Here is a 24,605-nt window from a genome sequence, read left to right as displayed (position 1 = left end):
CCGCGAAGCTTTTGACATGGCACAGGCAGCATTCAAATCAAAAGCTTCGCGGCTTACACCGCTCCCACACAGGCGTCGCATGGTTCCATGAAACCTGAATGGAGCCGATGAAGATGCCGCACGGCCGGTATTGCGTTCAGACAGGGACCTCTAGCATCGGCCCGTACCAAGGCAAAGGAGCCTCGCCATGAAACGATTGCTGCTGACCACTTCGCTCGCCGCCACCCTGCTGCTGTCTTCGGCTGCGGCCTTCGCCCGCGATGGCCACGATGACAAGGGCAAGCACGACCGTGATCGCCATGGTTACTACGATGGCCACAAGCACAAGGACAAGCACGACAACGGCCACCACTACGGCCAGGTCAAGAAGGCTTATCGCCGCGGCGACTACGTGCCGGTGGTGTACTGGGAACCGCGTTACTACGTGAACGACTACCGCAGCTATCGCCTGGCTCCGCCGCCGCGCGGCTACCGTTGGGTCCGGCCGCAGGACGACCGTTATCTGCTGGTCGAGATCGCGACCGGGGTGATCTCGCAGGCGCTCGGTTACTGAGCCCAGCGATGCCGGAAGGATCAGGGAAGCCCCGCTCATGCGGGGCTTTTCTTTTGGGTTGCATGGAATTGCACCCAATGTCGTAGGAGCGACGTGAGTCGCGAAGGGTTTTGATCCGAGCATCGAGTAGTCGCGACTCACGTCGCTCCTACGACACGCCAAACTCCGCACATCGCCTGACTGGGGCTGCGCACGAAACTGCGCTAGCGTGCCGGCCCACCATGACTTCCGCGCTTTGCGTGGCGGCCCCGCAACGCCTACCCTCGGCGGATCACCAATCGCCGAGCCGCCTCATGAACAAGCCCGCCGTACTTCCCTTGCTGATCGCCGGCATCCTCGCCACCACGCTGGCAGGCTGCGATCGCCCGGCTTCCGAACAAACTGCGCAAACCCCGGCGGCCGCGACCGCGCCTGCGCCGGCCAAACCCGCGCTCGGCAGTTTCGGTTTCGATGCCGCGGGCATGGACAAGGGTGTTGCCGCTGGCGACAACTTCTTCGACTTCGCCAACGGCAACTGGGTGAAGAACACCGAGATCCCCGCCGACCGTTCCAGCTACAGCAGCTTCAGCATGATCACCGAGAAGGCGCAGGCCGATACCCGGGCCATCCTCGAGGACGCCGCCGGCGACACCGCTGCCAGCGGCGACCGGCAGAAGATCGGTGCTTACTACGCCGCGTTCATGGACGAGGCCGGCATCGAGTCGCGCGGCCTCACCCCGGTCAAGGCCGAACTGGAAAGCATCGCCGCGCTGACCGACACCGCCAGCCTGTCGCGCACCTTCGGCCAGCAACTGCGTGCCGACGTCGACCTGCTCAACGCCACCAACTACTACACCGACCGTCTGTTCGGCCTGTGGGTCTCGCAGGACATCAACCAGCCCGACCGCACCGCGCCCTACCTGGTGCAAGGCGGCCTGGGCATGCCCGACCGCGACTTCTACCTGGAAGGCGGGCGCATGGCCGAGCTGCGCAAGCAGTACCAGGCGCACATCGCCAAGGTACTGACTCTCGCTGGGATCGCCGATGCCGACAGCAAGGCCGCGCGCATCCTCGCCCTGGAAACGTCCATCGCCCGCGTCCACGCCACCCAGCTGGAAACCAACGACGTGGAGAAAGGCGCCAACGCCTGGAAGCAGGCCGACTTCGCCACCCGCGCACCGGGCCTGGACTGGAATGCCTTCCTCGACGGCGCCGGTTTGAGCGCGCAACAGGATTTCGTGGTCTGGCAACCCAAGGCGATCAGCGGCCTGTCCGCGCTGGTGAAATCGCAGCCGCTGGAAACCTGGAAGGACTACCTGGCCTTCCACGCACTGGATCGCGCCTCGGACTACCTGCCCAAGGCCTTCGCCGACGAACACTTCGCCTTCCACGGCACCGCGCTGTCCGGCACGCCGCAGCAGAAGGAACGCTGGAAGCGCGCGGTCGACGCCGCCGACCACGACCTCGGCGAGGCGGTCGGCAAGGTTTATGTAGACAAACACTTCAGCCCCGCGACCAAGGCCCGCGCCGACAGGATGGTGGCCGACATCGTCACCGCCTTCGGCAAGCGCATCGACGCGGTGGAGTGGATGTCGCCGGAAACCAAGACCCAGGCCAAGGCCAAGCTCGCCGGTCTGAAGGTGAGCATGGGTTACCCGGCCAAGTGGCGCGATTACTCCGCGCTGGAGATCAAGCGCGATGACGCGCTGGGCAATGCGCAGCGCGCGAGCCTGTTCGAATACCAGCGCAACCTGGCCAAGCTGGGCAAGCCGGTCGACTACGACGAATGGTTCCTGCTGCCGCAGCAAGTCAACGCGCTGAACGTGCCGCTGGAGAACCGGCTGATCTTCCCCGCCGCGATCCTGCAGCCACCGTTCTTCGACGGCGCCGCCGACGATGCGATGAACTACGGCGCCATCGGCGGGGTGATCGGCCACGAGATCAGCCACAGCTTCGACAACAGCGGCGCGCTGTTCGACGCCAGCGGCAAGCTGCGCAACTGGTGGACGCCGCAGGACCTGAAGAATTTCCAGGCCGCCGGCGCCGCGCTGGCCGCGCAGTACGACAGCTACTTCCCGTTCCCCGACCTGCACGTCAACGGCGAGCTGACCCTGGGCGAGAACATCGCCGACGTCGCCGGACTGGCCACCGCCTACGACGCCTACACGCTGTCGCGCCAGGGCAAGCCGGAGCAGACCCTGGAAGGCTTCACTCCGGATCAGCGTTTCTTCCTCGGTTGGGCGCAGGCCTGGCGCAGCAAGGCCCGCGAACAGGCGCTGCGCAACAGCGTGCTGACCAATGTGCACGCCCCCGGCCAGTACCGCACGCTGACCGTGCGCAACCTCGAGGCGTGGTATCCCGCATTCGAGGTGAAGGACGGACAGAAGCTGTATCTGGCGCCGGAGAAGCGGGTCAAGGTGTGGTGAGGAAGGTTTTTTCTAGAAGGCGCGAGGGAGCCTTGTGAGGCGATGTAGGAGCGACGCAAGTCGCGATGGCCTGGAGAAAAGGCTTCGCGACTTGCGTCGCTCCTACAGGTCGCTCCTGCAAGTTGCTCTCGCGAACGCTTACCGCGCGTAAACGCCCAGGAACATCTCCACCGCCGACTCCAGCACCTGCTGCTGCATCGCCTGGGTCAACGGCGGCGCGCCCAGGGTGACCTGCGGCCAGAAGGCGAAGCTCTTCACCAGTCCCTGCAGCTGGTGCGCGGCGAACACCGGATCCACGTCCTTGAGCTTGCCGTCGGCGAGCGCCGCGCGCAGCCACACGGTCACGCCTTCTTCCTTGTCGCCGAGCTTGGCGACCATGTCGCGCGCGCGTTCCGGCGAGTGGATGGTTTCGGCGATGGCCACCCGGGCCAGGTCGATGAAGCTGGCGTCGGCGAGCATCGTCAGCTTCTGCTGCAGCAACTGCCGCAACTGATCGCGCAGTGGTTTGTCGGCGCGATAGGCCAGGTCGACCTGGGCCATGGATCGCTCCCACAGCTGCAGCATGATCTCGGCGAACAGCACTTCCTTGCTGGGGAAGTGGTTGTAGACCGTGCGCTTGGACACGCCCGCGCTGGCGGCGATGCGATCCATGCTGGTCGCCTCGTAGCCGCTGCCGCGGAATTCCTCGATGGCGGCGCGGAGGATGTCCTCGCGCTTGCGGTCGGTGAGGCGTTGCGGCTGGGTCATGGACAGGGCGGTTTGCGGAGGGACGTCACATTTTACACTCATGGGTTTACTTTCTAGAAACTATGGAACTACACTGTGCAGTGTAATCAATCGGGCGCCTCCCATGAAACGCCTTCTCCTTGTCCTCCTGCTTGGAATCCTCGCCGTGACGGCCCATACCGCCTGCATCTCCGCTACCGCCCCCACCTTCCCCGACTCGCCGCAGCAGCGCGGCGGCAAGTTCCGCAACCCGGCGCCGACCCCGCAGCCGGGCCTGTGGAAGACCCTGAAGCTGGCCTGGGTGTTCTTCTTCGACAAGCCCGCCGACACCGTGCCCGACCGGCCGGTGCCGGTGCTGGCGCTGAGCCGCGCCCAGTTGCTGGCGGCGCCGGACCGCAGCGTGTTTCGGCTGGGCCATTCGACCGTGCTGCTGAAACTGCGTGGCGAGTTCTGGCTGACCGATCCGGTGTTTTCCGAACGCGCCTCGCCCGTGCAGTGGGCCGGGCCGAAGCGCTTCCACGCCCCGCCGATCGGCATCGACGAACTGCCGCCGATCAAGGGCGTGATCCTGTCGCACAACCATTACGACCACCTGGACCACGCCGCGATCCTGCAGCTGACCGGCAAGACCGCACACTTCCTCGCCCCGCTGGGCGTCGGCGACCAGCTGATCGCCTGGGGCGTGGAGGCGGACAAGGTGCAGCAGCTGGACTGGTGGCAATCGACGACCGTCGATGGCATCCGTTTCGTGGCCACGCCGTCGCAGCATTTCTCCGGGCGCGGCCTCGGCGACGGCAACAAGACTTTGTGGGCGTCGTGGACGATCCTGGACGACGACCTGCGTGTGTTCTTCAGCGGCGACTCCGGCTACTTCGACGGCTTCAAGACCATCGGCGACAAGTACGGCCCGTTCGACCTGACCCTGATGGAAACCGGCGCCTACGATCGGCAATGGCCGGACGTGCACATGCAACCGGAACAGACCCTGCAGGCGCACCTCGACCTGCGCGGCAAGTGGTTGCTGCCGATCCACAACGGCACCTTCGACCTGGCCCTGCACAGCTGGCACCAGCCGTTCGACCGCATCACCGCGCTGGCGGCCGAAAAGAATGTCGCGATCACCACGCCACGCATGGGCGAAGCAGTGGCCATCGCCGCGCCGCACGCCGGATCGGCGTGGTGGCTCGAAAAAGACGAATGAGCGCCGGCGTACGGTTCAAGTCTGGGTGAGCTGATCGCCCGAGCCTGCCTGTAGGAGCGACGCAAGTCGCGAAGTTACGGAGCCGTCGGATCGATACCGATCGATCCCGTGAACAGCCATCGGCGTGCAGGACGCCAGGAGCGGCGATTTTCCAGGACCTCGCGACTTGCGCCGCTCCTACAACGGCGGCCTTCAGGCCACCGGCATGAGGAAGGTGAAGCGCGTGCCTTCGGCTTCGCTGGAGGTGACCGTCAGCGTGCCGAGGTGGGCCTTGGCGATCTCCGCGGCGATGAACAGGCCCAGGCCCAAGCCGGGGGCGGGTTCGTCGGACAGAGTGTGCGAGAACGGCTGGAACAGACGCCCCAGCTTGTCCACGGTAATCGCCGGGCCGCCGTTGTGCACCGACAGTTCGAAGCCGCCGCCTACGCAGCGCGCGACCACCCGCACCGGCTGGTCCGTCGCACCATGGCGCAGCGCGTTGGCCAGGAGGTTGTCCAGCAACTGCGCCAGGCGGCTGCAATCGCAGACCACCGCGGTGTCGAAATCGAACTGCGCCTGGATCATGCGATCCGGGTGGGCGCTGCGGTTCTCGGTCACCACTTCCTGCAGTTCCGCGGCCAGGTCGTCGTGCGGATGCAGGGCGACCGGGATCCCGCCGCCAAGCCGGCCACGGGCGAAATCGAGGATGTCGTGGACCAGGTCGGACATGCGATCGACGCTGCCCTGGATGCGCCGCACGTTGCGCTGCGCGGTCGGCGGCAGCGGTTCCAGCAGCAGCATCTCGGCGGCCATGCTGATCGCCTGCAGCGGATTGCGCAGGTCGTGGCCGAGCACGGCGATGAATTGTTCGCGCAACTTCGCGAGGTCGTGCGATGCACTCAGTTCCGCATCGCTGCGGACCAGCCGGTCGTCGGCATCCAGTTGCGTGGCGATCAGTTGCGCGAACAGTTCGAGGGTCTGCAGCACATGCGGATCGTCCAGCTTCGCCGGCAGCGGATCGAGTGCGCACAAGGTGCCGAAGAAGCGGCCGTCGCGATACACGATCGGCACCGAGACATAGCTTTCGAAGCCGTAACGCGCGGGCGTGGGATGGCCGGCGAATACCGGGTGGGCGCTGGCCTGGCTGAACACGACCGGTTTTCCGGTCTGGCGGATCTCGTTGCAGATCGTTGTCTGCAGATCCAGTTCGCCACCGGGCCGCAGGCCGAAATCGATACCGTCATGGACCGCGCAGGCGATCCAGTGCGAGTCGGTGACCCGGGCCACTGCAGCGAAGCGCATGCCGGTGGTGTGGGTCACCGCCTTCAGGATGGTGGGCACGGCTTCGATGCGGTTGATCGCCGCGATGTCGCGCACAATCGATTCCTCGCTGACCGCCTGCACGTCCCCGTCTCCCATTGTTCCCTCCTACCGAGGCAGCATACTTGGATTCGCCGAGGGCGGATTGAGCCGGGTGAAGCGCCAAGCATCAAGCGTGCCAGCAGGTCACGCGCGATATCCGCCGGATCTTTATCCGGTGGTTTCCGGGGTGATTTCACCGGCCACCAGGGCGACCTTTTTCTCCAGGATCATGCCGACGCCCCGGTGGTTGTCGCGCAAGGTCACGCGCATGGTCCACACCCCCGGCAGGTCGCCCACCTCGGCGACGAACTGCAGCGACGGCCTGGCCATGTAGAGGCTTGCTGCTTCACCGGATATCGGACCCTGGTAGCACTCGACGTCCTGCTCGTTCACCCCCTTGCTGCCATCGGGGCGGATGACTTCCAGGTCGCAGGTGACGTCGGCGAGCCGGCCGGCATCCAGCTGCGGATTGGAAAAGAAGATCAGGATCTGCAGTTTCCCTCCCACCCGGACCTCGCTGGCTTCGTTGAAGTGCGGGATGACCTCCCTCGGCGTGTTCCACTTTTCCTGCCAGTCCGCATCCGGCGTCACCATCAGCATGCCGGCGAAACCTTCCACGGACTTGGTGGATGAGGTATCGGGGATGGGATTGCCCTGGCGGTCGTGCCATCCCTGGGCGAAAGCGGGCGTCGCGCCGGACAGCAGCGCGGCGATCAAGGCGACTGGAATCTTCACGGGCATCCCCTGCCGTTGCGGATTGGCCGACTCTAGAAGCGCAGCCCGTTGCAACGCAAGCAAGCGCAACAGGGATGCCTGCGATCCTCCGTTCAGCCCTCCGGCGGACGCGTTATCCTGCCGCCGAGCCGCCGCCCCTCGAGCGCATCCCCCGCAGAGCGCGTGATGAAGCAAAGCATCCGCTACGTCGCCACCTCCGACCAGGTCAACCTGGCCTGGACCGGGATCGGCCGCGGCATGCCGCTGGTCAAGGCGGCGACCTGGCTGACCCACCTGCAATACGACCTGGAGAGCCCGATCTGGGCGCACTGGATCCGTTTCTTCGGCGAACATTTCCACTACGTCCGCCATGACGAACGCGGCTGCGGCATGTCCGGCTGGAAGGTCGAAGGCCTGGCGCTGCCGCAATGGGTCGACGACCTGGAATGCGTGGTCGAAGCCGCGGGCATCGACCGGCCCTTCGCCCTGCTCGGCATCAGCCAGGGCGCGGCCACCGCGATCATGTACGCCGTGCGCCATCCCGAACGCGTGTCGCACCTGATCCTCTATGGCGGCTATGCGGTCGGCGGCAACAAGAGCGACAACCCGGCGCGGCGCGAGATGTACCAGGCGGTGATGGAAGTGGTGCGCCTGGGTTGGGGCAGCGACAACCCGGCCTTCCGCCAGCTGTTCACTTCGCGCTTCGCCCCGCAGGGCACCCAGGCGCAATTGGACTGGTTCAACGAACTGTGCCGGCGCACGACTTCGGTCGAGAACGCGAGCGCGCTGCTCGCCGCGCGCGGCGACATCGACGTGCGCGAGTACCTGCCGCGGGTACGCACGCCGACGCTGGTGCTGCATGCCAGCCACGACCAGGTCGCGCCGTTGTCGCAGGGCAAGCTGCTGGCGGCGCGGATCCCGGGCGCGGCGTTCGTCGAACTCGATTCGCACAACCACGTGTTGCTGGAACACGAACCGGCCTGGCAGCAGTTCCAGCAGGCGGTGCTGGAGTTCACCGGGCAACAGGCACCGGTCGAAGGCGCGATCGCCGACACGCTGACCGCGCGCGAACGCCTGCTGCTGGGCCTGCTGTGCGAAGGACACAATAACGCGCGGATCGCCTGGCGCCTGGGCATCGCCGAGAAGACCGTGCGCAACCATTTCTCCAACCTTTACCGCAAGCTGGGCGTGCGCAGCCGCGCCGAAGCCATCGTCCTGGCGCAGCGACAGCGTTAGGGAAGGTCTGGACAACTATCGTCATCCCCGCGAAGAGCCTGCCCTCGAATGCGGTAGTCGGGGGCGGGGACCCAGTGACTTCAAGCCATTGCAAGCAAAATCACTGGATTGACCGGCTTGCGCCGTTGAAAAGCACTTCCGCCTTCGCGGGGTTTTCAACAGCCGAATGGCTGGTCATGACGAGCAAGAGCGAATTGTTCGGAGATTCCTTAAAGCGGCGGGCATTAGCGACAACCAGCCGACCCGGGACATTTGTCCCACAGCAAGCCGTGCAACGGATGCAACCGGGACAAGGTTCCCATGGCTTGGGCGTGACCGGCTGCGCAGAATCGGCTCGTCGAGATTCCTCCGTAGCCCCCGCCATTCGAGGTCCGCACCATGTCCCGCATTCTTGCCCTGCTTTACGGCGTCGCCTGCTATTCGATTTTCCTGGCGACGTTCCTGTACGCCATCGCCTTCGTCGCCGGCACCGGCGTACCCAAGCACATCGACAATGGCGCGACCGCGCCTTTCCCCGTTGCGCTCGGCATCGATCTCGCATTGCTGGGCCTGTTCGCGATCCAGCACAGCGGCATGGCCCGCCCCGCGTTCAAGCGCTGGTGGACGAAGTTCGTGCCGCAACCGATCGAGCGCAGCACCTACGTGCTGGTCAGCAGCCTCGCTCTGGCCCTGCTGCTCTGGCAATGGCGTCCGTTATCGCCGCTGGTCTGGAATGTGGAAAACGGAATCGCGCGCGCCGCGTTGCATGGCCTGTCGGCGCTGGGCTGGTTGCTGCTGTTGTCGAGCACCTTCCTGATCAACCATTTCGACCTGTTCGGCCTGCGCCAGGTCTGGTTCCATGCGCGCCGGCGCCAGGCCATGGACGAGCCCTTCGTCACCCGCGCCTTCTACCGGATCGTGCGCCATCCGCTGATGCTGGGTTTCCTGATCGCGTTCTGGGCCACGCCGACGATGAGCCTGGGCCACCTGCTGTTCGCGCTGATGACCACCGGCTACATCGTGGTCGCGGTGAAGTTCCTGGAGGAACGCGACCTCGTCGCGCTGTACGGCGACACCTATCGCGACTACCAGCGCCGGGTGCCGATGCTGCTGCCATGGACTAAGCGCCGGGCGGTGGAATCGGAAACGGTTACGAGGAAGCGGGTGGACGCGATCAAACCCGGTTGATTCCGTCGCAGGAGCGACGTCGGTCGCGAAACAGAGAATGAGTCGGTGGAGATGCCAGGAAATGGAGTTGTGCGAGCGACGTCAGCCGCGATCCCACAGGCCCGGTTTCGTGACTGACGTCGCTCCTACGATCGCCATCTGACCATCTGACCACCTGATGGCGATGTGAAGGATTCATTGCCGCGACGTGCATCGAATCGCGCATCGCCGCCACGCCGCTGTAACCCGGCCGCGCCGATGATCGAGGCATGAAGATCTTCGGCAGGGAATTCAACGACGAGGCGACCATCGAAGCGGACCACGCCTGGATGGAACGCATGGTCCACGAGATGCAGCTGCACGTTCCGCGGATGCTGCGGGAGAATCGGGAGCGCAGCGAATTCTGGCGCTGGTTCTGCGGCGAGGCGGAAAGCCTGTTCCGCCACGCCCGCGATGACCAGGACAGGCTCTATTTCCAGGATTTCATCAACAAGACCCTGGAAGACGCCGGCCTGGAAGAACGCTACCAGCTGACCCGGCATGCCAGCGATCCGATCGGCGCGGAATGCCCCGATCCGGACGCCGGCGACCGCAGATCCACTCACCATTGAGCCCATCGCCCCGATGAACTTGTAGGGTGGGCCCCGGCCCACCGGCCTTTGTCCGGAATGATCGCGAATCCAGGGCGTGGTGGGCCAAGGCCCACCCTACGTCATGCCGTGTGCGGCAACGGGCGGCCGGTCTCGAGGAAGGTCTTGAGGTTCGAAAGCACCGTCGGCCAGCCGCCGGAAATGCCTTCGAGCATCTTCGGATCGCCGGCGAGATCGTCATGGGTGACGGTCAGGCGGACGAGTCCGTCGGCATACGCTTCTATGTCGAAGGCGACGCGCGAATGTTTCGATTCGTCCTCGGCCTCGGTCGGCCGGGCCCAGGTGAATACCAGGCGGCTGGGCGGGGTGTTCTCGACCACCGTGCCGACGATGTCGACGATGTTCGATCCGTCGACGCGGGTGTGCTCCCAGCGCGAACCCGGCTTCCAGTCCGACACGTTGACGCGGGCGCTGCCGGCCTTCGGATCGACCCACCACTCGCGCATCAGGTCCACGTCGTGCAACGCCTGCCAGACTTTCTCCGGCGTGCTCGCGATGTAGGTTACATAGACGTAATCGGGCTTTTTCATCTCCATCTCCTTCCGGTTTGTTCTTGAGGTTGCGTTCGTTGCTTCCGCGGCTCAACCCGGCGGCATCGTCTCGAATTTCGGCAACGCGGGATCGAGGCGGTCCCAGGCATGGCCACGCACGCCATAGGTCACCGCTTGCGGCTTGAACCGGCCGGGATCGTCCAGGCTCGCGGCGTGCACGGTGAAAACTTCGGGCATGGCCGCGAAGGTCAGGGTGACCGGCGATCCGCAGGTGGGGCAGAAGCCGCGGGTCTTGACGTTGCCGCTGTCGCCGACCAGGTCCCAGTGCGCCGCTTGGTCGGTGAGCTTGATGCCTGCACGCGGGAAGGTCAGATAGGAGCCGTGCCCGGTGCCGCTCTTGTGCTGGCAGTCGCGGCACTGGCAATGGTTCATGAAGATCGGTTCGGCAGGAATTTCATAACGGATCGCGCCGCAGGCGCATCCGCCGGTATAGGCCTCGTTATTTTTTTCCATCGTCGTCACCTTCCAGTTTTTTCTTCAGGTCGTGCAGCGCATCGAGGCGGCCGCGTTCGAACTTTCCGATCCAGCGCGCGTAGATCTCGTGCAGCGGCACCGGGTTGAGGTAGTGGAGCTTTTCCCGTCCTTGCCAGACGACGGCGACCAGATCGGCTCCCTCGAGTTGTTGCAGGTGCTGGGTCACGGCCTGGCGCGACATGTCCATGTGCAGGCACAGCGCGGAAAGCGTTTGTCCGTTGTCCTGGTGCAGCAGGTCGAGCAGGCGCCGGCGGCCCGGGTCGGCCAGGGCCTTGAAGACTTTGTCGGCGTCCAAGGCGGGCTTCAGTTCCAGTTGTCGATCTTGACGTCGCCGGGGCTGGGCGCGCCCTTGCCGGTTTCCACCAGCGACTTCAGGCTCATCAGGAAGATCGCCCACTTGGTGCTGCAGTGGTGCATGAATTCCACCGGCTCCTTCCAGTCCTGGTGCTTGAACAGGACGATGCAATAGTCGTCTTCCTGCTTGAGTTCGAAGCCGACCCGGGTGTCGATCCATTCCTCGGGCCCATCGACCACCTGCCAGCGCACGCGCCTGGCCGGATCCAGCTCCAGCACCCTCATCTGGAAGCCGCCCATGTCCTGGCCGTCGTTGCTGAAGCGGAAGACGAGCGTGCCGCCCACCTTGCTTTCGCCGCGGGTGTCGTCGGTCCACCAGCCGGCCAGGCCGTCGCGGGTGGCCAGTGCCTGGTAGACCGCGTCCGCGGACGCCTTGATGCCGACCCGATGCAGGATGTCTGCCATTGCCCTTCTCCTCACGGATGCAGCGGAATCACCGTGGGGCGAATGATATGCAAGCATTTACTTGCATGTCAAGTGGCACCTGCCCGTAGGAGCGACGTAAGTCGCGATTTCCCAACTCAACCGCACGCCCACTCTGCTTCGCGACTTACGTCGCTCCTACGTCGCTCCTACAAAAACGCTCGCGACCAAGGCCTGCCGAGGGCGGCCTTGTCAGCCAGCCGCCGCACCGGTGAAAACCGCCCGCTGGGCGGCGAACGCACGTTGGTAGGCGGGCCGCGCCTCGCCGCGGGCGAGATAGGCGCAGAGGTTCGGATATTCGTCGAGGATCCCCGAGCTCTTCGACCTGAGCAGTACCGACACCATCAGCAGATCGCCCGCGCTGAATGCGCCGTCGAGCCAGTCGGCATCGCCGAGGCGCCTGGAAAGCTCGCCCAGCCGCTTGCGCAGGCGCTCGTCGACGGCAGCCAGGCGCTGCGTGTACCAGGTCTCGCCGCGCTCCAGCAGGGTCATCATCGAACGCTCGACGATGGGTGGTTCCACCGTGTTGAGCGCGGCGAACATCCAGGCGATCGCGCGCGACCGCGCATCGGCCTGGTCCGGCAGCAGGCCCGCATGGCGCTCGGCGAGATGCAGGAGGATCGCGCCCGATTCGAACAGGACCAGGTCGCCCTCCTGGTAGGTCGGGATCTGGCCGAAGGGATTCTGCGCAAGATGCGCGGGTTGCTTCATTTCGGCGAACGACAGCAGGCGCACGTGGTAAGCCTGGCCCGTTTCCTCCAGCGCCCAGCGCACGCGCATGTCGCGCGCCAGTCCCCTGCCCTTGTCGGGCGAGCTTTCGAAGGCGGTGAGGGTGGGGATCATGGGAGGGCTCCAGGGGATGGGATGACGCCAGCGCGCGTCGCCGAGTTTGCGCAAGGGCGTGTTGCCTTGCCTTCACTCGAACGACGAACGACCGCGGCGCGATTCGACACTACGCGCAGCGGAACCAACCTGAGCTCAATGGGACATGAGGCGGAATCGCCCTGGATTCCGCCTCATGGGTTTTGCCGACGCCGGATCAGTGGCCTTCGACTGCGAAAAGGATGTCCGCGAATCCAGCGGTGGTCTTCTCGCGGTTCCAGTCGCGTTGCAATTCGCAGATGAGCTGCACCCAGCCCACCGGCTTGGCGCCCGCCTGGACGAGACGCTGCACGCCAAGCTCATGCGCTTCGGGCGAGGTGCCGCCGACGCAATCGATCACCGGATACACTTCGAAGCCCTCCCTGATCGCGTCGAGCGCGGGATGCACGAGGCAAACCTCGGTCCACAGCGCGGCCATGACCAGCTTCCCGCGGCCCGTGGCTTTCACGGCTCTCACGAAATCCTCGTCCTCCCAGGCATTGATCGAGGTGCGATCGATCGGCTCGACGCCGGCAAGCACCTCTGTGATCTGGTGGATGGTGGGCTGGTTGCGGCCGGTGTCCACGTTGACCGTGGAGAGCACGACCGGCAACCCGTAGAGCTTGCCGATGCGGGCGAGCGCGATGATGTTGGCGACCAGCTCGCGTTTCGGTCGCGATGCAATCGACGAAACCTGCACTGGCTGGAAGTCGATGATCACCAGCGCGGCATTCTGCGGCGTGAGCAGGTGATCGTTAAGTGGATCGCGAACGGTTGCGAAAGACGCCATTGCTTACTCCTGGTTGCCTGTCGATTGATGCTGGAAACGGGTGTCGGTCGGGCCGACTCCGCTGATGTAGACCACGACGGGCTCGGCGCCTGTGCTTGCGAAATGCGGCATTTCCCCGGGCTCGGTGTAAAAACTCCCGGGCGGCAGGACTTTCAATGCGGAGGCATCGAAGCGGTCGCCGTAGCCGATCGACCAGTGGCCGGAGACGACCACGGCGGAGCGTTCATCGCGGTGGACGTGCGCTTCGATGCGCATGTTGCCCGGCACGAATAGGCGGATCGTGTACAGACCCGGCTTCGCTGGATCCCCGGACAGGACCGTGGCGCGTATTCCCGTCATCCCGGAGGTGCCTGGACCGGCACCGGTTTCTTCAAGCTTCGATATTTCGTCGGCAGTCAGCCGGCGCTGCGACGCATCGCCCGCCATGCAGTCGGCGGCAAGCGACAGCAGGACCACAACAATCGGGAGTGCAATCGAACGAATCATGGTTGCCTCCGGCGATCAGGATTGTGGATCGATGAACTCGACCACCACGGCGACGGTGGCATCCGGCTGTTCTTCCATCAGCCAATGCCCGGCGTCCGCGATCACCGCTTCGTGCACATCGGACGCAGCGAAGCGCATGACCGTCGCCATGGTCGAGCCGAACGACTTCTCGCCGCCGATAGCCAGCACAGGCATCGTCAGTTTGCCGCCCTGCGTCAGGAACGCCTGGTTGTCCACGGCGTCCTGGCGGAACGCGGCGAATTGGGCGAACCCGGCATGCATGGCGCCAGGCTGGGCATAGAGCGCGGCATAGTGCTGGCGCGAGGCTTCGCTGAAGCGGCTCGGGGTGGCGGAAAACTCGTTCCAGAACCGGTCCAGGTAGATGCGTTCACGACCGGCGACCAGGCGCTCGGCATCCGGGCCGCCGAACGAGAAGTGCCAGAGGAGCGGATTGCGTAGGATCTCGTCCCAGGGGCCGATGCCAGGCAGTGGCGCATCCATAAGCACGAAGCGTGTCACCCGTTGCGGGTACTGCGCGGCAAAGGCGTAGCCCACCATGTTGCCGATGTCGTGGGTGACCAGCACGGTGCGATCGATCTTCAGCGCATCCAGCACGCCGGCGATGTCCTGGCCCTGCACCTTCTTCTCATAACCGGACGCAGGTCGCGCCGACAGGCCCATGCCGCGCAGGTCGGGAACGATCACCGTGTGATCCTTCTGCAGCGCCGCAGCAAGCGGTGCCCACATGTCTCCGGTCTCGCCGTAGCCATGCAACAGCACCACGGCCGGGCCATGTCCGCCGATGCGCGTGTGGATCGTGGTTCCATTGCTGTCGATTTCCTGGATGCGGAAATCCTTGGGGAAAGGCTGGACCTGGGCAACCGCCGGCGCAGCGGACAGCAACAGGGCCAGGCAGGCAATCAGTAATCGGGTCATGAGATTTCTCCGGTGTCGGACGACTGTGTTGTCACAGCGATGCAATGCTTCGTCGCTGTCAAGGAGGGAAGGACGCAATAGCGGGCAACGTTGCAACGGATGTCCATTGCGCGCAGCACGCAGCCATGGACTTCATCGCGCGACCTCGGCGACTGCTTCGAGAATGATGGCCGTGGTCTCTTTGGGACGCGAAGCGAATGGCACATGGCTGGCCGGCACTTCCCTGGTGCGTGCCCCGATCCGTTGCGCCATCTCGCGCTGCAACTGCGGCGAGATCATCCGGTCATGGTCGGTCACCAGGTACCACGAGGGAATTTCGTGCCAGGCGGCCTCCGTCACCGCATCGTCGAACGCGCTTGCACGGATCGGCCCCTGGGTAGCGGCCAGCACCATGGCATTGGCCGCGGGCAGGTCCTGCGCGAAGTAATGCGGCAGCGCGTCCGCGGGGAAATGCAGGTAGCCCGCGGAGTCCGCGCGCAGCAATGCGGCGTATTCCGGAACCGGATGGCGCGCCTGAAGCGAGTTCGTGGATTCGTTCCGGTCGGGCGCGAACGCCGCTATGTAGACCAGGGCGCGAACGCGTCCGGAGGCGCCGGCCTGGGTGATGACCGTGCCGCCCCAGGAGTGGCCGACCAGGACCACGGGCCCGTCCACCAGTTCCATCGCGCGCTGCACGGCGGCGACATCGTCGGCAAGCGAACTCAACGGATTCTGTACCGATACCACCGGTATTCCTTCAGCCTGGAGTCGCGCAATGACCTCATTCCAGGACGACCCGTCCGCCCACGCGCCGTGGACCAGAATGACGGTGACGACCGGTACCTTTTGCGACTGGGTAGCCATGGGTTCTCCGGTGAAGCAAGGCGGGTTCGATCAGCCTGCCGCACCGGACAGCGAAAAAATGGCACGGGCTTGCGGCAACTGGCCCGCCTTTGACATGGATCTTCGCCGCCAAGGCCTCGTGGCGCGCAGCGGCCGGACCGCGCGATATCCATGGCGCGCCGGATCCATTCGCGTTGCGCCGGGCTGTCCATCCTCTTCGCGAGCGTTCAACGGACAGCGGCAATGGACAACTCTTCCGGCAACGTGACCGATGTGACGAAGCGGCTTGCCGAAGCGCTGCCTGATTTCCTTCCGGACTGGACCCGCGCCAGGCTCTATCTGGTCTCCGGCCAAGGGCCGTGGTGGGCGGCGGCGTCCGCAATGCGGGTGCCCCGGACCCGCGGGGGGCTTCCTGCAGGCACGCTGCGCAGGATCAGCGAATACATCGAAAGGGAGCTTTCGAATTCGATCTCGCTCCACGACCTGGCCTCGATGGCGGGCCTGTCCGACTGCCATTTCGCCCGGGCCTTCAAGCAAAGCACCGGAATGCCGCCCCATCGCTACCTGATGAATCGCCGGGTCGAACGGGCCACGATGCTGATCCAGGGAACAAACCGGTCGCTGTCGCAAATCGCGCTGGAAGCCGGGTTCCACGACCAGAGCCATTTCAGTCGCCTGATCGTGCGGGCCACGGGACAGACCCCTCGCGAGCTGAGGCGGGAAAGTTTCGAGCCAAACGACAGGAAAGCCCAAACCGGCGTTGTGGCCTGAAACCGGCAGGACTACAGTGCAGGGGGGATCCTGGTACGTAGTTCCGACTTCGAACGGAGTGCCCATGTCTGCTCCCCAAGCTGCCGGCTGCAAATGGTCCACGCGCATTCGCATGCCGCGATGGGCGGGAAGGAGTGCTGACTCATGAACGCCCAACATCCGCAGATCCACTACTGGACAACGCGCGATGTCCCCGAGAGGCAGCAGATGGACTACTACGCGTCCGTGCTCAGTTCGGCCGTCGATCCGATGGGAATAACCAAGCGGGTCGTGGGTTCGTTCGAGGCGGATATCGAATCGACCGAGCTGGGCCCGATCTCGCTGATCCATGGGCGCGGTGCGGCCCACGATTGCATCCGCGACAAGGGCGACATCGCCCGGAGCACGGGGCGCAATTTCCACCTGATCATCAATACCGGGTCGGCCTGGCGCGTCGACCACCGCGAACGCCTGCCTCTGCGAAAGGGCGATGGTGTGCTGCTGGACTCGAGATATGGCTATCGGCTCGATTTTCTCGATCCGTTCGAGAACGTGCACCTGAAGCTGCCGGAGGAATGGCTGACGCGATGGATTCCCGATACCGATGTGGTTGTCGGACGACCCATTGCATTCGATGGTGCGTGGGGCAAGGCGCTGACTGCCTTCGTCTCCCAGCTGACACCCGACTTCGTGGTCGCAGCGCCCTTGCCTCACAGCGTCATTGCCGACCACGTGGGCGCCCTGTTCGCCCTGTATGCCAATGAATTTTCCGGCATCCGAAGCTCAACGCCAGCGGGCCGGGCGCTTCGTGATCGAATCGAGGAGGTCATCACCCAGCGCTGTACCGAGTTTTCCCTCTGCGCACAGGACGTGGCCGATGCATTGGGAATTTCCACCCGGACCCTGCATCGGGGACTCGCCTCCTGCCAGCAGACCTTCGGTGCCTCGCTGATGACGGCCCGGGTGGAACTGGCCACGCGGATGCTGGAGTCACCGTTGTTCCGTCGCCTGACCACCGGTGAAATCGGCCGCCGCGCGGGTTTCTCGGACCCCTCCCATTTCGCCCGGGTCTATCGACGCCTTTGTGGACGCACTCCGGTCCAGGCACGCAGGCCGGTTTAGCCGCCCCACCCCCGGCGCCTTTGATCGGGCCCCGTAGGATGGGTCGAGCGCAGCGACACCCATCGCTCTTCCTGTTCGAAGCGACAGAGCCTCAAGCCGATACGCCTGTTTCGCAAAGTCCATGGCGACGTTGGGTGTCACGCGTGATGGGTGTCGCTGCGCTCGACCCATCCTACGATCCTGAAGAACTAGTCAGGGTCTCACGATCGCCCCTTGCTTCATCACCAACATCGGCTTCTCCGTAGCCCGGATGTCCTGCAGCACATCCCCCGGCACCGCCACGATGTCGGCGAACTTGCCCGCTTCCAGCGTCCCGGTTTCGCCATCGATGCCCAGCAACTTCGCCGAACCCTGGCTGCTGCTCAGCAGGGCCGCCGACGGCGTCATGCCCAAGTCGACCATGTCGCCGAATTCCTGCGCGTTGATCCCGTGCGGCGACACCGCCGCGTCGGTGCCGAAGGCGATCGGCACCCCGATCTTCAACGCGTTCTTGAACATCGCATCGTGCGAAGCGCCGGCCGCGCGCGCCTTGGCCCCGATCTTCGGCGGATAGCCATCGGCGTGGCCCACCGTCCACACCAGCGCCAGCCGCGTCGGTACCAGGTACACGCCCTTCTGCTTCATCAACTGCAGCGTCGACGTGGTCAGGAAACTGCCGTGCTCGATCGAATCCACCCCCGCTTCCACCGCCTGCTTCGCCGCCACGTCGCCATGGCTGTGCGCGGCGACCTTGCGGTTCCAGTTGTGCGCCTCGGACACGATCGCGGCGAGTTCGGCCGGCGTGAGCTGCGGCACGTCGACCGGATCGGATTCCGACAGCACCCCGCCCGAGGCGCAGATCTTGATCACGTCGGCGCCGTACTTCATCTGCAGGCGCGCAGCCAGGCGGCATTCCTCCGGTCCGTTGCACACCCCTTGCAGCGGACCGGACGGGGCGACCCGATCCGGCGGGAACGGTGAACTGTCGCAATGGCCGCCGGTGGAACCCAGCGCGTGGCCGGCGACCAGCAGGCGCGGGCCTTCGGTGAGGCCGGCGTTGATCGCGTTGCGCAGGGCCACGTCGACGAAATCGCCGGCGCCCACTTCGCGCGCACTGGTCACCCCGGACAGCAACGTCACCTCCGCGTTGCGCCCGGCATGGAACGACTGCTCCACCGGGAAACGCAGCATGCCTTCGTAGAAACCCTGGGCCCAGTCGTCGTCGTGGTCGTAGGAGATATGCGTGTGCGCGTCGATGTAGCCCGGCACCAGGGTGGCGTCGCCCAGGTCGATGACCCTGGCGTCGGCGGGGATGGCGGCGTTGGCGCCGACCGCGATGATCTTGCTTCCCTGCACCACCACCAGGCCCGGCGAGCTGAGGTTGCCGCTGCGCCCGTCGAACAGGTGCGCGGCCTTGAGCACGGTGGTGGCGGGTGCCGGCGTGGCGGCGGGGGGCTGCGCGGGGGGGGGGAAGGCCAGCGACAAGCCGGCCGCAAGCGCGGCGGTACGGAGGTTCATGCAGGTCTTCCCCAAGCTCGGCGTGAGCGCGGAGTGTATGCCGATTGCTTGCCTGGGAAACTGTGGCCCATCCGGTAGGCCTTGCGAACCGCTAGGCTGGCACCACTCGGGGAAACAGGATCCACAAGGGCGACGTGTGATGAATCGATACGGCTGGATGGTGGTGCGCGCTTACCTGCCCGCGCTGATCGCATTGGCGCTGGCGGTGCTGGCGATGCTGTGGACCTCGCTGTTCAACCACAGCGCCTCGCTCAACGGGCTGGTGCCCTACGCCAAGTGGATCCCGCCGTTCGCCTTGCTGGCCGCGCTGGTCGCCGGACTGATCTCGACCCTGCGCCTGTGGCGTTGGAAGAGCGGCAAGACCGCGCGTTGCCGCGGCTGCGAAGGCCCGCTGGGCCGGTTGCATCATGGTCCGAAAGGCGACTACCGGAAGTGCATGGCGTGTGGCGGCAAGCAGCAGGTGTAAGGCGCGTAGGGGAAGGGCTGCAGGAGCGACGCAAGTCGCGAAAGCCGCATGCCGTCTGGCGCGTGATGCACGGATCCGCGGGGGATTCTGGAGTAGCGGATATTGCGGGCGGTAGGGCTCCTCGATTTCGCGACTTGCGTCGCTCCTACGAATCCGGATGGCGATTGGCGTGCGGGGTAAGCAGCAGGTGTGAGGCGCGAAGGTGAGTTGCACGTAGGAGCGACGTGAGTCGCGACTTGACGCTTTGGATCAAAACCCTTCGCGACTTACGTCGCTCCTACGTCGGTCCTGCGTTGCGCTTAGCTCTTGGTGGGCTGGGCGATGCCCTTGGCCAGGGCTTCTTCGATCAGCTTCTTCACTTCGCGGGCGGTGCGGGCGCTGGCGGCGGCCTGCTTGGCGGCGAGCTTTGCCTGTTCGCGTGCCATCACCGCCTGGCGTTCGGCGAGGAACTGCGCCTGTTCGGCCATGCCGCGTTGTTGCGCGGCCAGTGCGGCCTGGCGTTCCGACTGCGCCTTGCCGATGGCGAGTTCGGCCTGCTGCATGCCGATGGCGCCCTGGCGTTCGCCGAGCTTGCCCTGCTGTTCGCCGAGTTCGCCCTGGCGGTCGCCGAGCTTGCCCTGGGCATCGGCGAGCGCGCTGGTTTCCTCGAAGGCCGAGTGCATGCGTGCCAGCACGGCCGGGTCGCGGACCACGTAACTCGCCCTGCCCTTGCGGAACCACAACAGCTCCTCGCCGTTGCGCTGCTGGCGCCGCGCTTCGGCCATGTCGAGCATCGAACCGTTCATCAGGCTGTGGTTTCTCTGCAACAGCACGTAAGCCTGGTCGTTGTTGGAAGCGAGAGTGAGGGTGCCGCGGGTGGTCATGCCCATGACTACTGGCGCGGGGGGTGCCGGGGGGGCGGGCACCGCGCTTGGCGTGGGCGCCGCAGCGGGTGCCGGCGGCGCGGGCACGGTGCTCCGCGTGGGCGCTGCGGGGGGTGCGGGCTTCGGCGCAGCGGGAGCCGGCGGCGGCGGCGGCGGTGGCATTTCGTAAGCGGACGATCCAAGGGAAACAGCGGCCACCGGGGCCGTCGCTGCTACCGGCGCGCCCGGTTCGGCAAGCGCGGTCAGCTCGGTGGTTTCCGCCAGCGGCGCCAGTTCGGCCGGCACGCCGACCTTGGGCGTGGACGTGCCGTGTTGCGCCACCGGTGCGGCCGTGCCCGCGTGCGTGGCGGCGACGATGCGATACGGCATGACGCCCAGCGCGGCCACGGCTACGGTGAGCAACACGGCGACGACGCGTGGGGTGGAAGCGGTGTTCTGCAACATGACCAGTCTCCTCTTGAGGATGCGGAAGGTGGGCGAAGCGCTGGCCAGGCCGGCGCTGGGTCTGGGGGCGACGCCCAGGCGGACCAGCAGGCGTCCGTAGTCGTGCGCGCAATGGCGGTTGCCGGCGATCACCGCGGCGTCGCAGGCGGCCTCGCGGGCCAGGGCGTATTCGTGCGCGGCCAGGTGCGCGAGCGGATGGAAGAAGAACAGGTGCTGGGCCGCGGCCGGCAGCAGGCCCCACCACAGGTCGTGGCGTTGCAGGTGGACCAGTTCGTGGGTCAGGGCCATGTCCAGTTCGTCGGCGTGCATCGAATGCGAGGGCGTCGCCGGCAACAGCAATACCGGATGCCACGGGCCGATCAGCTGCGGCGAATCTATCGCCGACGACAGGCGCAAGCGCGGCGGTTCGCGCAGGCCGTGCGCTTCGGCGGCGAGCCGCAACGCGCCCAGCAGCACCGCATCCTTGCACGGCTGCGATTCGTCCAGCAGGCGTCGCGTGGCCAGGTAGCCGCGCAAGGTGCGCGCGATCATGAAGACCAGGCCCAGCAGCCACAGCACCGCGAGCGCGGTCGACCACGACCATCGCAGTGCCGGCTGCGCCAGCGCGGCCGGCGGCGAAGCGAAAGTGTCGGTAGTCGTGGAAGCCAACACCGTGACGTGCACGGGCGCGGCCTGGACCTGTTGCACTACTTCGGCGGGAAGCAACGGCAACGCCAGCGGACTGGACCAGACCACGCCGACCACCAGTTGCAACGCCACCAGCCACCACAGGCCGGCGCGCGCGGCCGCCGACAGGCGCGGCAGCGACTTGCACAGCGCCCAGACCACGACCACGAACAGCGTCGATTGCACCGTGGCCGCGAGCAGCCGGGGCAGCAGGATTTCGGAAACCAGTTCGAAGGCCATGGCTCAACTCTCCTTGCGCTTGGATTGCAGGGTGGCGACCAGGGCCTCGAGTTCGGCCAGTTCGCCGTCGCTGACCTCGGTGCGCTGCGACATCCACGCCACGAACGGCGACACCGAGCCCTGCAGGGTTTTTTCCACGAAGCTGCCGACCGCGTTGCGGACCACGACGTCCTGCTGCGCGGTGGTGGTGTAGCGGTACACGCCGCCATCGACCTGCTTGCGCTTGAGGTAGGCCTTGGCGCGCAGGCGCTCCATCATGGTCAGCACGGTGGAACGGGCCAGCCCGCGCGCTTCGCCGAAGGCGGCGGCGACCTCGCCCACCGACGCGTCGCCCTGCCCGGCGATGTATTGCAGCAGGGCCAGTTCCTGGTCGCCTATGGTCTTGCGTCGCATAACCCGCTCCTCGTGATCGCCTGTGACTACACCTGTAGTCATCATGCACATGACTACAGATGTAGTCAACAGGTCGGAAGTCATGGCCGGGGCAAGGAGACGGGAGGCTGGAAACAAATGGGCTCCCCGTAGGAGCGCCCATGGGCGCGAGCTCTTCGGTGGGATCCTGGATGCGTGACGAAAGGCTCGCGCCCATGGACGCTCCTACGGCGATGACCATCTCCGTGGAGAAGATGCCCGCAGCAGCCTGGCTGCGGGCCATGGCGCGCGATCGCCAACCTGCCTAAGCTGCCTTCCAGGATCTGTTCCTCGCAAAGGAAGTGAAGGATGTCCGTCCCTCCTGCCACGCTGCCACCGGGTACGTTTCCATCAAGCGTGTTCCGCTTCGATTCGGCACTGGTCCGCACCCCGGCCCGCTCGGTGGTCCACGGCCTGCGTGCCGATGACCGCGGCGATCCTTCCTACGACGGAGTGGTTCGCGAACACGACGCCTATGTCGCCGCATTGCGTGCCGCCGGGGTCGAGGTGACGGTGTTGCCTCCGCTCGAGGCGTTCCCCGATTCGCTGTTCGTGGAAGACCCGGCGCTGGTGTTCGCCGAAGGCGCGATCCTGCTACATCCCGGCGCCGCCCCGCGCGCCGGCGAAGTGGCGGAAATCGCACCGGTCCTGCGCGAGATGTTCGGCACCGTGCTCGAACTGCCATCCGCCGCCCACGCCGAAGGCGGTGACGTGCTGCTGACACCGAAGGGCGTGATGATCGGCCTGTCCGCACGCACCGATCGCGTCGGTGCCGAAGCGTTGCTCGCGTGCCTCGGCCAACTGGGACGCACGGGAACGATCGTCGAGACGCCCGCCGGGGTGCTGCACTTCAAGACCGATTGTTCGCTGCTCGACGAGGACAGCGTACTCAGCACCCGGCGCCTGGCGCGGTCGGGCGTGTTCGACGGTTTCCGCCAGATCCTCGTGCCCGACGGCGAGGAAGCGGCCGCCAATGCGCTGCGGGTCAACGACGTGGTCCTGGTCGCCGCGGGTTTCCCGAAAACCATCGCGATGCTCGACGGGCTTGGTTACCGGGTCGTCCCCGTCGAAACCACGGAAATCGGCAGGATCGATGCCGGCCTGTCGTGCATGTCGCTGCGCTGGCGGCACGCGGCCAGCTGGTCGCCAGGGAAGGCCTGAATAATCGCCGTCATCCCCGCGAAGAGCCTGCCCTCGAATGCTGTAGAGGGGGCAGGGATCGTTCTTCAACGGTCGCAGGCCGACCGCAGTGACTTCGCCTTTCTGAAAACCAGAGGCGCTGGATTCCCGCTTGCGCGGGATTTTCAACCGACGAATGTCGGGTCATGACCAACAAAACCCGGGTTGTACAGACCCTTCCTAGGCGGCCTGGACCAGGCTGAGCCTGCGGTTCCCTGTCTTATTCTCCTGCACCGAAGCACCGGGCTCCTCGTCGCCCATCGCAACCGATCCGGTCGCCGGGATTTGTCCATCGGCGGAATGTTGGAACGGCCAGTGGAAATGGTTGGCCAGCGCCACCGGCTGCGCATTGCGGAAGGCGCGTGCGCGGTCTTCGTTGCTGGGCGCCGCCGGGGCCACGCCCGGCCGGGTGTGCTGGAGCGAAAGGCCGGTCAGCGGAGCGAGCTCCGCGCCGGCGGCGAAACTGCTGAAGTCGTTCGTGGCGATGTTCATGGCGATACCCGCTTTTCCTTGGGGCAGCGATGCGGCTCGCAAGCCGCGCTTGCCGAGGTTCCCTTGTTCCCGGCGGTTCCGGCGACGCGCTTCCTGCGCAACCGATTTCCTATTCTTCGTGGATCGCCTTCCGGGGCCCTTGCCTCATTCCATGCCGAACCGTTCCCTGCACGAGCACGGAAAGGCACGCTGCAATTGCGCATTTCGCGCCTGCCGCCAGCACGGCCCGGTTCATGGCCGTCTTGCCCTATCAAACGCGGGCCTGGAAACGGGCAGGACACGGGCCTGCAGGCGCGCAGGATCGCATCGGAGCAGGCACGGCGCTGTGACGAAATCCACCGGGCAGCGGAGTCGACCCAGGGCCGAAGCGCATCGGCGGCCCGCGCCGACCCGTTCCTGCACACTGTCCTCACGAAGTCCTGCCGATGATCCGGTTGCCAGCCTTTCCGTGACTGGCCTTCACCCCGCCGACCATCGGAGCCGTCATGAACGACCGCTTCAACGACACCCCTCCACCGGACGCCTGTCGGATTTCATTGCGGGAACCGCGTGAAGTGCAGTACTGGACCACGCACCTGGGCATTTCCCTCAACCAGCTGCGGCAGGCCATCGACGCGGTAGGCGCTTCTCCAGTGCATGTCGAGGCGTGGGTCAAATACCAGGCGCAAGTCACTGCCTGAGGAAGCGAAAGGCGCGATCTGCGTTTCCCCAGCCAGTGCATGCCTGTGCCGCCGAAGCGGATCGCTTGAACGGGCCCGGTCGGCATGGATCGAAAACTTGATATTGGACGTCCCGGTCCCCGGCTC

General features: G+C 65.7%; 27 protein-coding genes. 11 read left to right on the top strand and 16 right to left on the bottom strand.

What is annotated here, in order from left to right:
• Positions 1-187: 187 nt before the first annotated feature.
• Positions 188-553 (top strand): RcnB family protein, encoded by a 366-nt coding sequence (locus CSC74_RS08615; RefSeq protein WP_162314033.1) that lies wholly within the window; start codon positions 188-190, stop codon positions 551-553.
• Positions 554-846: 293 nt separating this feature from the next.
• On the top strand, positions 847-2,958 hold the full coding sequence (locus CSC74_RS08610) for a M13 family metallopeptidase (RefSeq protein WP_162314032.1): 2,112 nt from the start codon (positions 847-849) through the stop codon (positions 2,956-2,958).
• A 138-nt stretch (positions 2,959-3,096) separates the two neighbouring features.
• Here the strand turns inward: CSC74_RS08610 and CSC74_RS08605 are convergent, their stop codons facing one another.
• The gene (locus CSC74_RS08605) at positions 3,097-3,705 is read right to left on the bottom strand and encodes a TetR/AcrR family transcriptional regulator (protein ID WP_162314031.1); all 609 of its coding nucleotides are present in this window, start codon (positions 3,703-3,705) and stop codon (positions 3,097-3,099) included.
• Positions 3,706-3,808: 103 nt separating this feature from the next.
• On the opposite strand from CSC74_RS08605, the gene CSC74_RS08600 reads away from it, so the two are divergent.
• Positions 3,809-4,885: an MBL fold metallo-hydrolase gene (locus tag CSC74_RS08600; RefSeq protein ID WP_162314030.1), complete on the top strand. Its 1,077-nt coding sequence runs from the start codon at positions 3,809-3,811 to the stop codon at positions 4,883-4,885.
• 192 nt (positions 4,886-5,077) lie between these two features.
• On the opposite strand, the gene CSC74_RS08595 is transcribed toward CSC74_RS08600, so the two are convergent.
• A complete protein-coding gene (locus CSC74_RS08595; protein ID WP_162314029.1) occupies positions 5,078-6,283 on the bottom strand; it encodes a GAF domain-containing sensor histidine kinase in 1,206 nt (401 codons plus the stop codon).
• Between the two features lie 111 nt (positions 6,284-6,394).
• Positions 6,395-6,961, bottom strand: coding sequence for a hypothetical protein (locus CSC74_RS08590; protein ID WP_162314028.1), 567 nt, complete (start codon positions 6,959-6,961; stop codon positions 6,395-6,397).
• A 165-nt stretch (positions 6,962-7,126) separates the two neighbouring features.
• Between CSC74_RS08590 and CSC74_RS17655 the strand changes: the two genes are divergently transcribed.
• The 3 genes from CSC74_RS17655 (at position 7,127) to CSC74_RS08575 (ending at position 9,933) form a co-directional block, all read left to right on the top strand.
• The gene (locus tag CSC74_RS17655) at positions 7,127-8,176 is read left to right on the top strand and encodes an alpha/beta fold hydrolase (protein WP_211369595.1); all 1,050 of its coding nucleotides are present in this window, start codon (positions 7,127-7,129) and stop codon (positions 8,174-8,176) included.
• A 378-nt stretch (positions 8,177-8,554) separates the two neighbouring features.
• On the top strand, positions 8,555-9,343 hold the full coding sequence (gene mddA, locus CSC74_RS08580; protein WP_162314027.1) for a methanethiol S-methyltransferase: 789 nt from the start codon (positions 8,555-8,557) through the stop codon (positions 9,341-9,343).
• A 248-nt stretch (positions 9,344-9,591) separates the two neighbouring features.
• Positions 9,592-9,933: a hypothetical protein gene (locus tag CSC74_RS08575; protein ID WP_162314026.1), complete on the top strand. Its 342-nt coding sequence runs from the start codon at positions 9,592-9,594 to the stop codon at positions 9,931-9,933.
• Between the two features lie 101 nt (positions 9,934-10,034).
• Here the strand turns inward: CSC74_RS08575 and CSC74_RS08570 are convergent, their stop codons facing one another.
• The 9 genes from CSC74_RS08570 to CSC74_RS08530 form a co-directional block, all read right to left on the bottom strand.
• A complete protein-coding gene (locus CSC74_RS08570; protein ID WP_162314025.1) occupies positions 10,035-10,502 on the bottom strand; it encodes an SRPBCC family protein in 468 nt (155 codons plus the stop codon).
• A 51-nt stretch (positions 10,503-10,553) separates the two neighbouring features.
• On the bottom strand, positions 10,554-10,976 hold the full coding sequence (locus CSC74_RS08565) for a GFA family protein (protein ID WP_162314024.1): 423 nt from the start codon (positions 10,974-10,976) through the stop codon (positions 10,554-10,556).
• On the bottom strand, positions 10,963-11,292 hold the full coding sequence (locus tag CSC74_RS08560) for an ArsR/SmtB family transcription factor (protein WP_162314023.1): 330 nt from the start codon (positions 11,290-11,292) through the stop codon (positions 10,963-10,965). Before CSC74_RS08560 ends, CSC74_RS08565 begins: the two co-directional genes overlap by 14 nt.
• Before the next feature lie 8 nt (positions 11,293-11,300).
• Positions 11,301-11,756 carry an SRPBCC family protein gene (locus CSC74_RS08555; RefSeq protein ID WP_162314022.1) on the bottom strand — a complete coding sequence of 152 codons (456 nt, stop codon included), beginning with the start codon at positions 11,754-11,756 and terminating at the stop codon, positions 11,301-11,303.
• A gap of 210 nt (positions 11,757-11,966) precedes the next feature.
• Positions 11,967-12,617, bottom strand: coding sequence for a glutathione S-transferase family protein (locus tag CSC74_RS08550; RefSeq protein ID WP_162314021.1), 651 nt, complete (start codon positions 12,615-12,617; stop codon positions 11,967-11,969).
• A 196-nt stretch (positions 12,618-12,813) separates the two neighbouring features.
• Positions 12,814-13,425 carry a hydrolase gene (locus CSC74_RS08545; protein ID WP_162314020.1) on the bottom strand — a complete coding sequence of 204 codons (612 nt, stop codon included), beginning with the start codon at positions 13,423-13,425 and terminating at the stop codon, positions 12,814-12,816.
• A gap of 3 nt (positions 13,426-13,428) precedes the next feature.
• The gene (locus tag CSC74_RS08540; protein WP_211369593.1) at positions 13,429-13,911 is read right to left on the bottom strand and encodes a cupin domain-containing protein; all 483 of its coding nucleotides are present in this window, start codon (positions 13,909-13,911) and stop codon (positions 13,429-13,431) included.
• Between the two features lie 15 nt (positions 13,912-13,926).
• On the bottom strand, positions 13,927-14,847 hold the full coding sequence (locus CSC74_RS08535) for an alpha/beta fold hydrolase (RefSeq protein ID WP_162314019.1): 921 nt from the start codon (positions 14,845-14,847) through the stop codon (positions 13,927-13,929).
• A gap of 132 nt (positions 14,848-14,979) precedes the next feature.
• Positions 14,980-15,690, bottom strand: a complete 711-nt coding sequence (locus CSC74_RS08530; protein WP_162314018.1) for an alpha/beta fold hydrolase — start codon at positions 15,688-15,690, stop codon at positions 14,980-14,982.
• Between the two features lie 222 nt (positions 15,691-15,912).
• On the opposite strand from CSC74_RS08530, the gene CSC74_RS08525 reads away from it, so the two are divergent.
• Both CSC74_RS08525 and CSC74_RS08520 read left to right on the top strand, forming a co-directional pair.
• Positions 15,913-16,440, top strand: a complete 528-nt coding sequence (locus CSC74_RS08525; RefSeq protein ID WP_162314017.1) for a helix-turn-helix domain-containing protein — start codon at positions 15,913-15,915, stop codon at positions 16,438-16,440.
• Positions 16,441-16,584: 144 nt separating this feature from the next.
• Complete coding sequence (locus CSC74_RS08520; protein ID WP_162314016.1) at positions 16,585-17,541, top strand: helix-turn-helix transcriptional regulator; 957 nt, start codon at positions 16,585-16,587, stop codon at positions 17,539-17,541.
• A 192-nt stretch (positions 17,542-17,733) separates the two neighbouring features.
• Here CSC74_RS08520 and CSC74_RS08515 read toward each other — a convergent pair whose 3' ends face one another.
• Positions 17,734-19,038, bottom strand: coding sequence for a metal-dependent hydrolase family protein (locus CSC74_RS08515; RefSeq protein WP_162314015.1), 1,305 nt, complete (start codon positions 19,036-19,038; stop codon positions 17,734-17,736).
• Between the two features lie 139 nt (positions 19,039-19,177).
• Here CSC74_RS08515 and CSC74_RS08510 point away from each other — a divergent pair, with 139 nt between their 5' ends.
• Positions 19,178-19,504, top strand: coding sequence for a hypothetical protein (locus tag CSC74_RS08510; RefSeq protein ID WP_162314014.1), 327 nt, complete (start codon positions 19,178-19,180; stop codon positions 19,502-19,504).
• Positions 19,505-19,803: 299 nt separating this feature from the next.
• Here the strand turns inward: CSC74_RS08510 and CSC74_RS08505 are convergent, their stop codons facing one another.
• Positions 19,804-21,717 (bottom strand): M56 family metallopeptidase, encoded by a 1,914-nt coding sequence (locus CSC74_RS08505; RefSeq protein WP_162314013.1) that lies wholly within the window; start codon positions 21,715-21,717, stop codon positions 19,804-19,806.
• A gap of 3 nt (positions 21,718-21,720) precedes the next feature.
• Positions 21,721-22,110 carry a BlaI/MecI/CopY family transcriptional regulator gene (locus CSC74_RS08500; RefSeq protein ID WP_162314012.1) on the bottom strand — a complete coding sequence of 130 codons (390 nt, stop codon included), beginning with the start codon at positions 22,108-22,110 and terminating at the stop codon, positions 21,721-21,723.
• Between the two features lie 327 nt (positions 22,111-22,437).
• On the opposite strand from CSC74_RS08500, the gene CSC74_RS08495 reads away from it, so the two are divergent.
• Positions 22,438-23,289: a dimethylarginine dimethylaminohydrolase family protein gene (locus CSC74_RS08495; RefSeq protein ID WP_162314011.1), complete on the top strand. Its 852-nt coding sequence runs from the start codon at positions 22,438-22,440 to the stop codon at positions 23,287-23,289.
• Between the two features lie 198 nt (positions 23,290-23,487).
• Here the strand turns inward: CSC74_RS08495 and CSC74_RS08490 are convergent, their stop codons facing one another.
• Positions 23,488-23,799 carry a hypothetical protein gene (locus CSC74_RS08490; RefSeq protein ID WP_162314010.1) on the bottom strand — a complete coding sequence of 104 codons (312 nt, stop codon included), beginning with the start codon at positions 23,797-23,799 and terminating at the stop codon, positions 23,488-23,490.
• Between the two features lie 485 nt (positions 23,800-24,284).
• Between CSC74_RS08490 and CSC74_RS08485 the strand changes: the two genes are divergently transcribed.
• On the top strand, positions 24,285-24,479 hold the full coding sequence (locus tag CSC74_RS08485; protein ID WP_162314009.1) for a DUF3606 domain-containing protein: 195 nt from the start codon (positions 24,285-24,287) through the stop codon (positions 24,477-24,479).
• Positions 24,480-24,605: the final 126 nt, after the last annotated feature.

The sequence above is a fragment of the Pseudoxanthomonas yeongjuensis genome, from assembly GCF_010093345.1.
Classification (GTDB): Bacteria; Pseudomonadota; Gammaproteobacteria; order Xanthomonadales; family Xanthomonadaceae; genus Pseudoxanthomonas_A; species Pseudoxanthomonas_A yeongjuensis.
The sequence above is the reverse complement of the archived record's forward strand: the minus strand, read 5'-3'. Positions and strand labels throughout refer to the sequence as shown.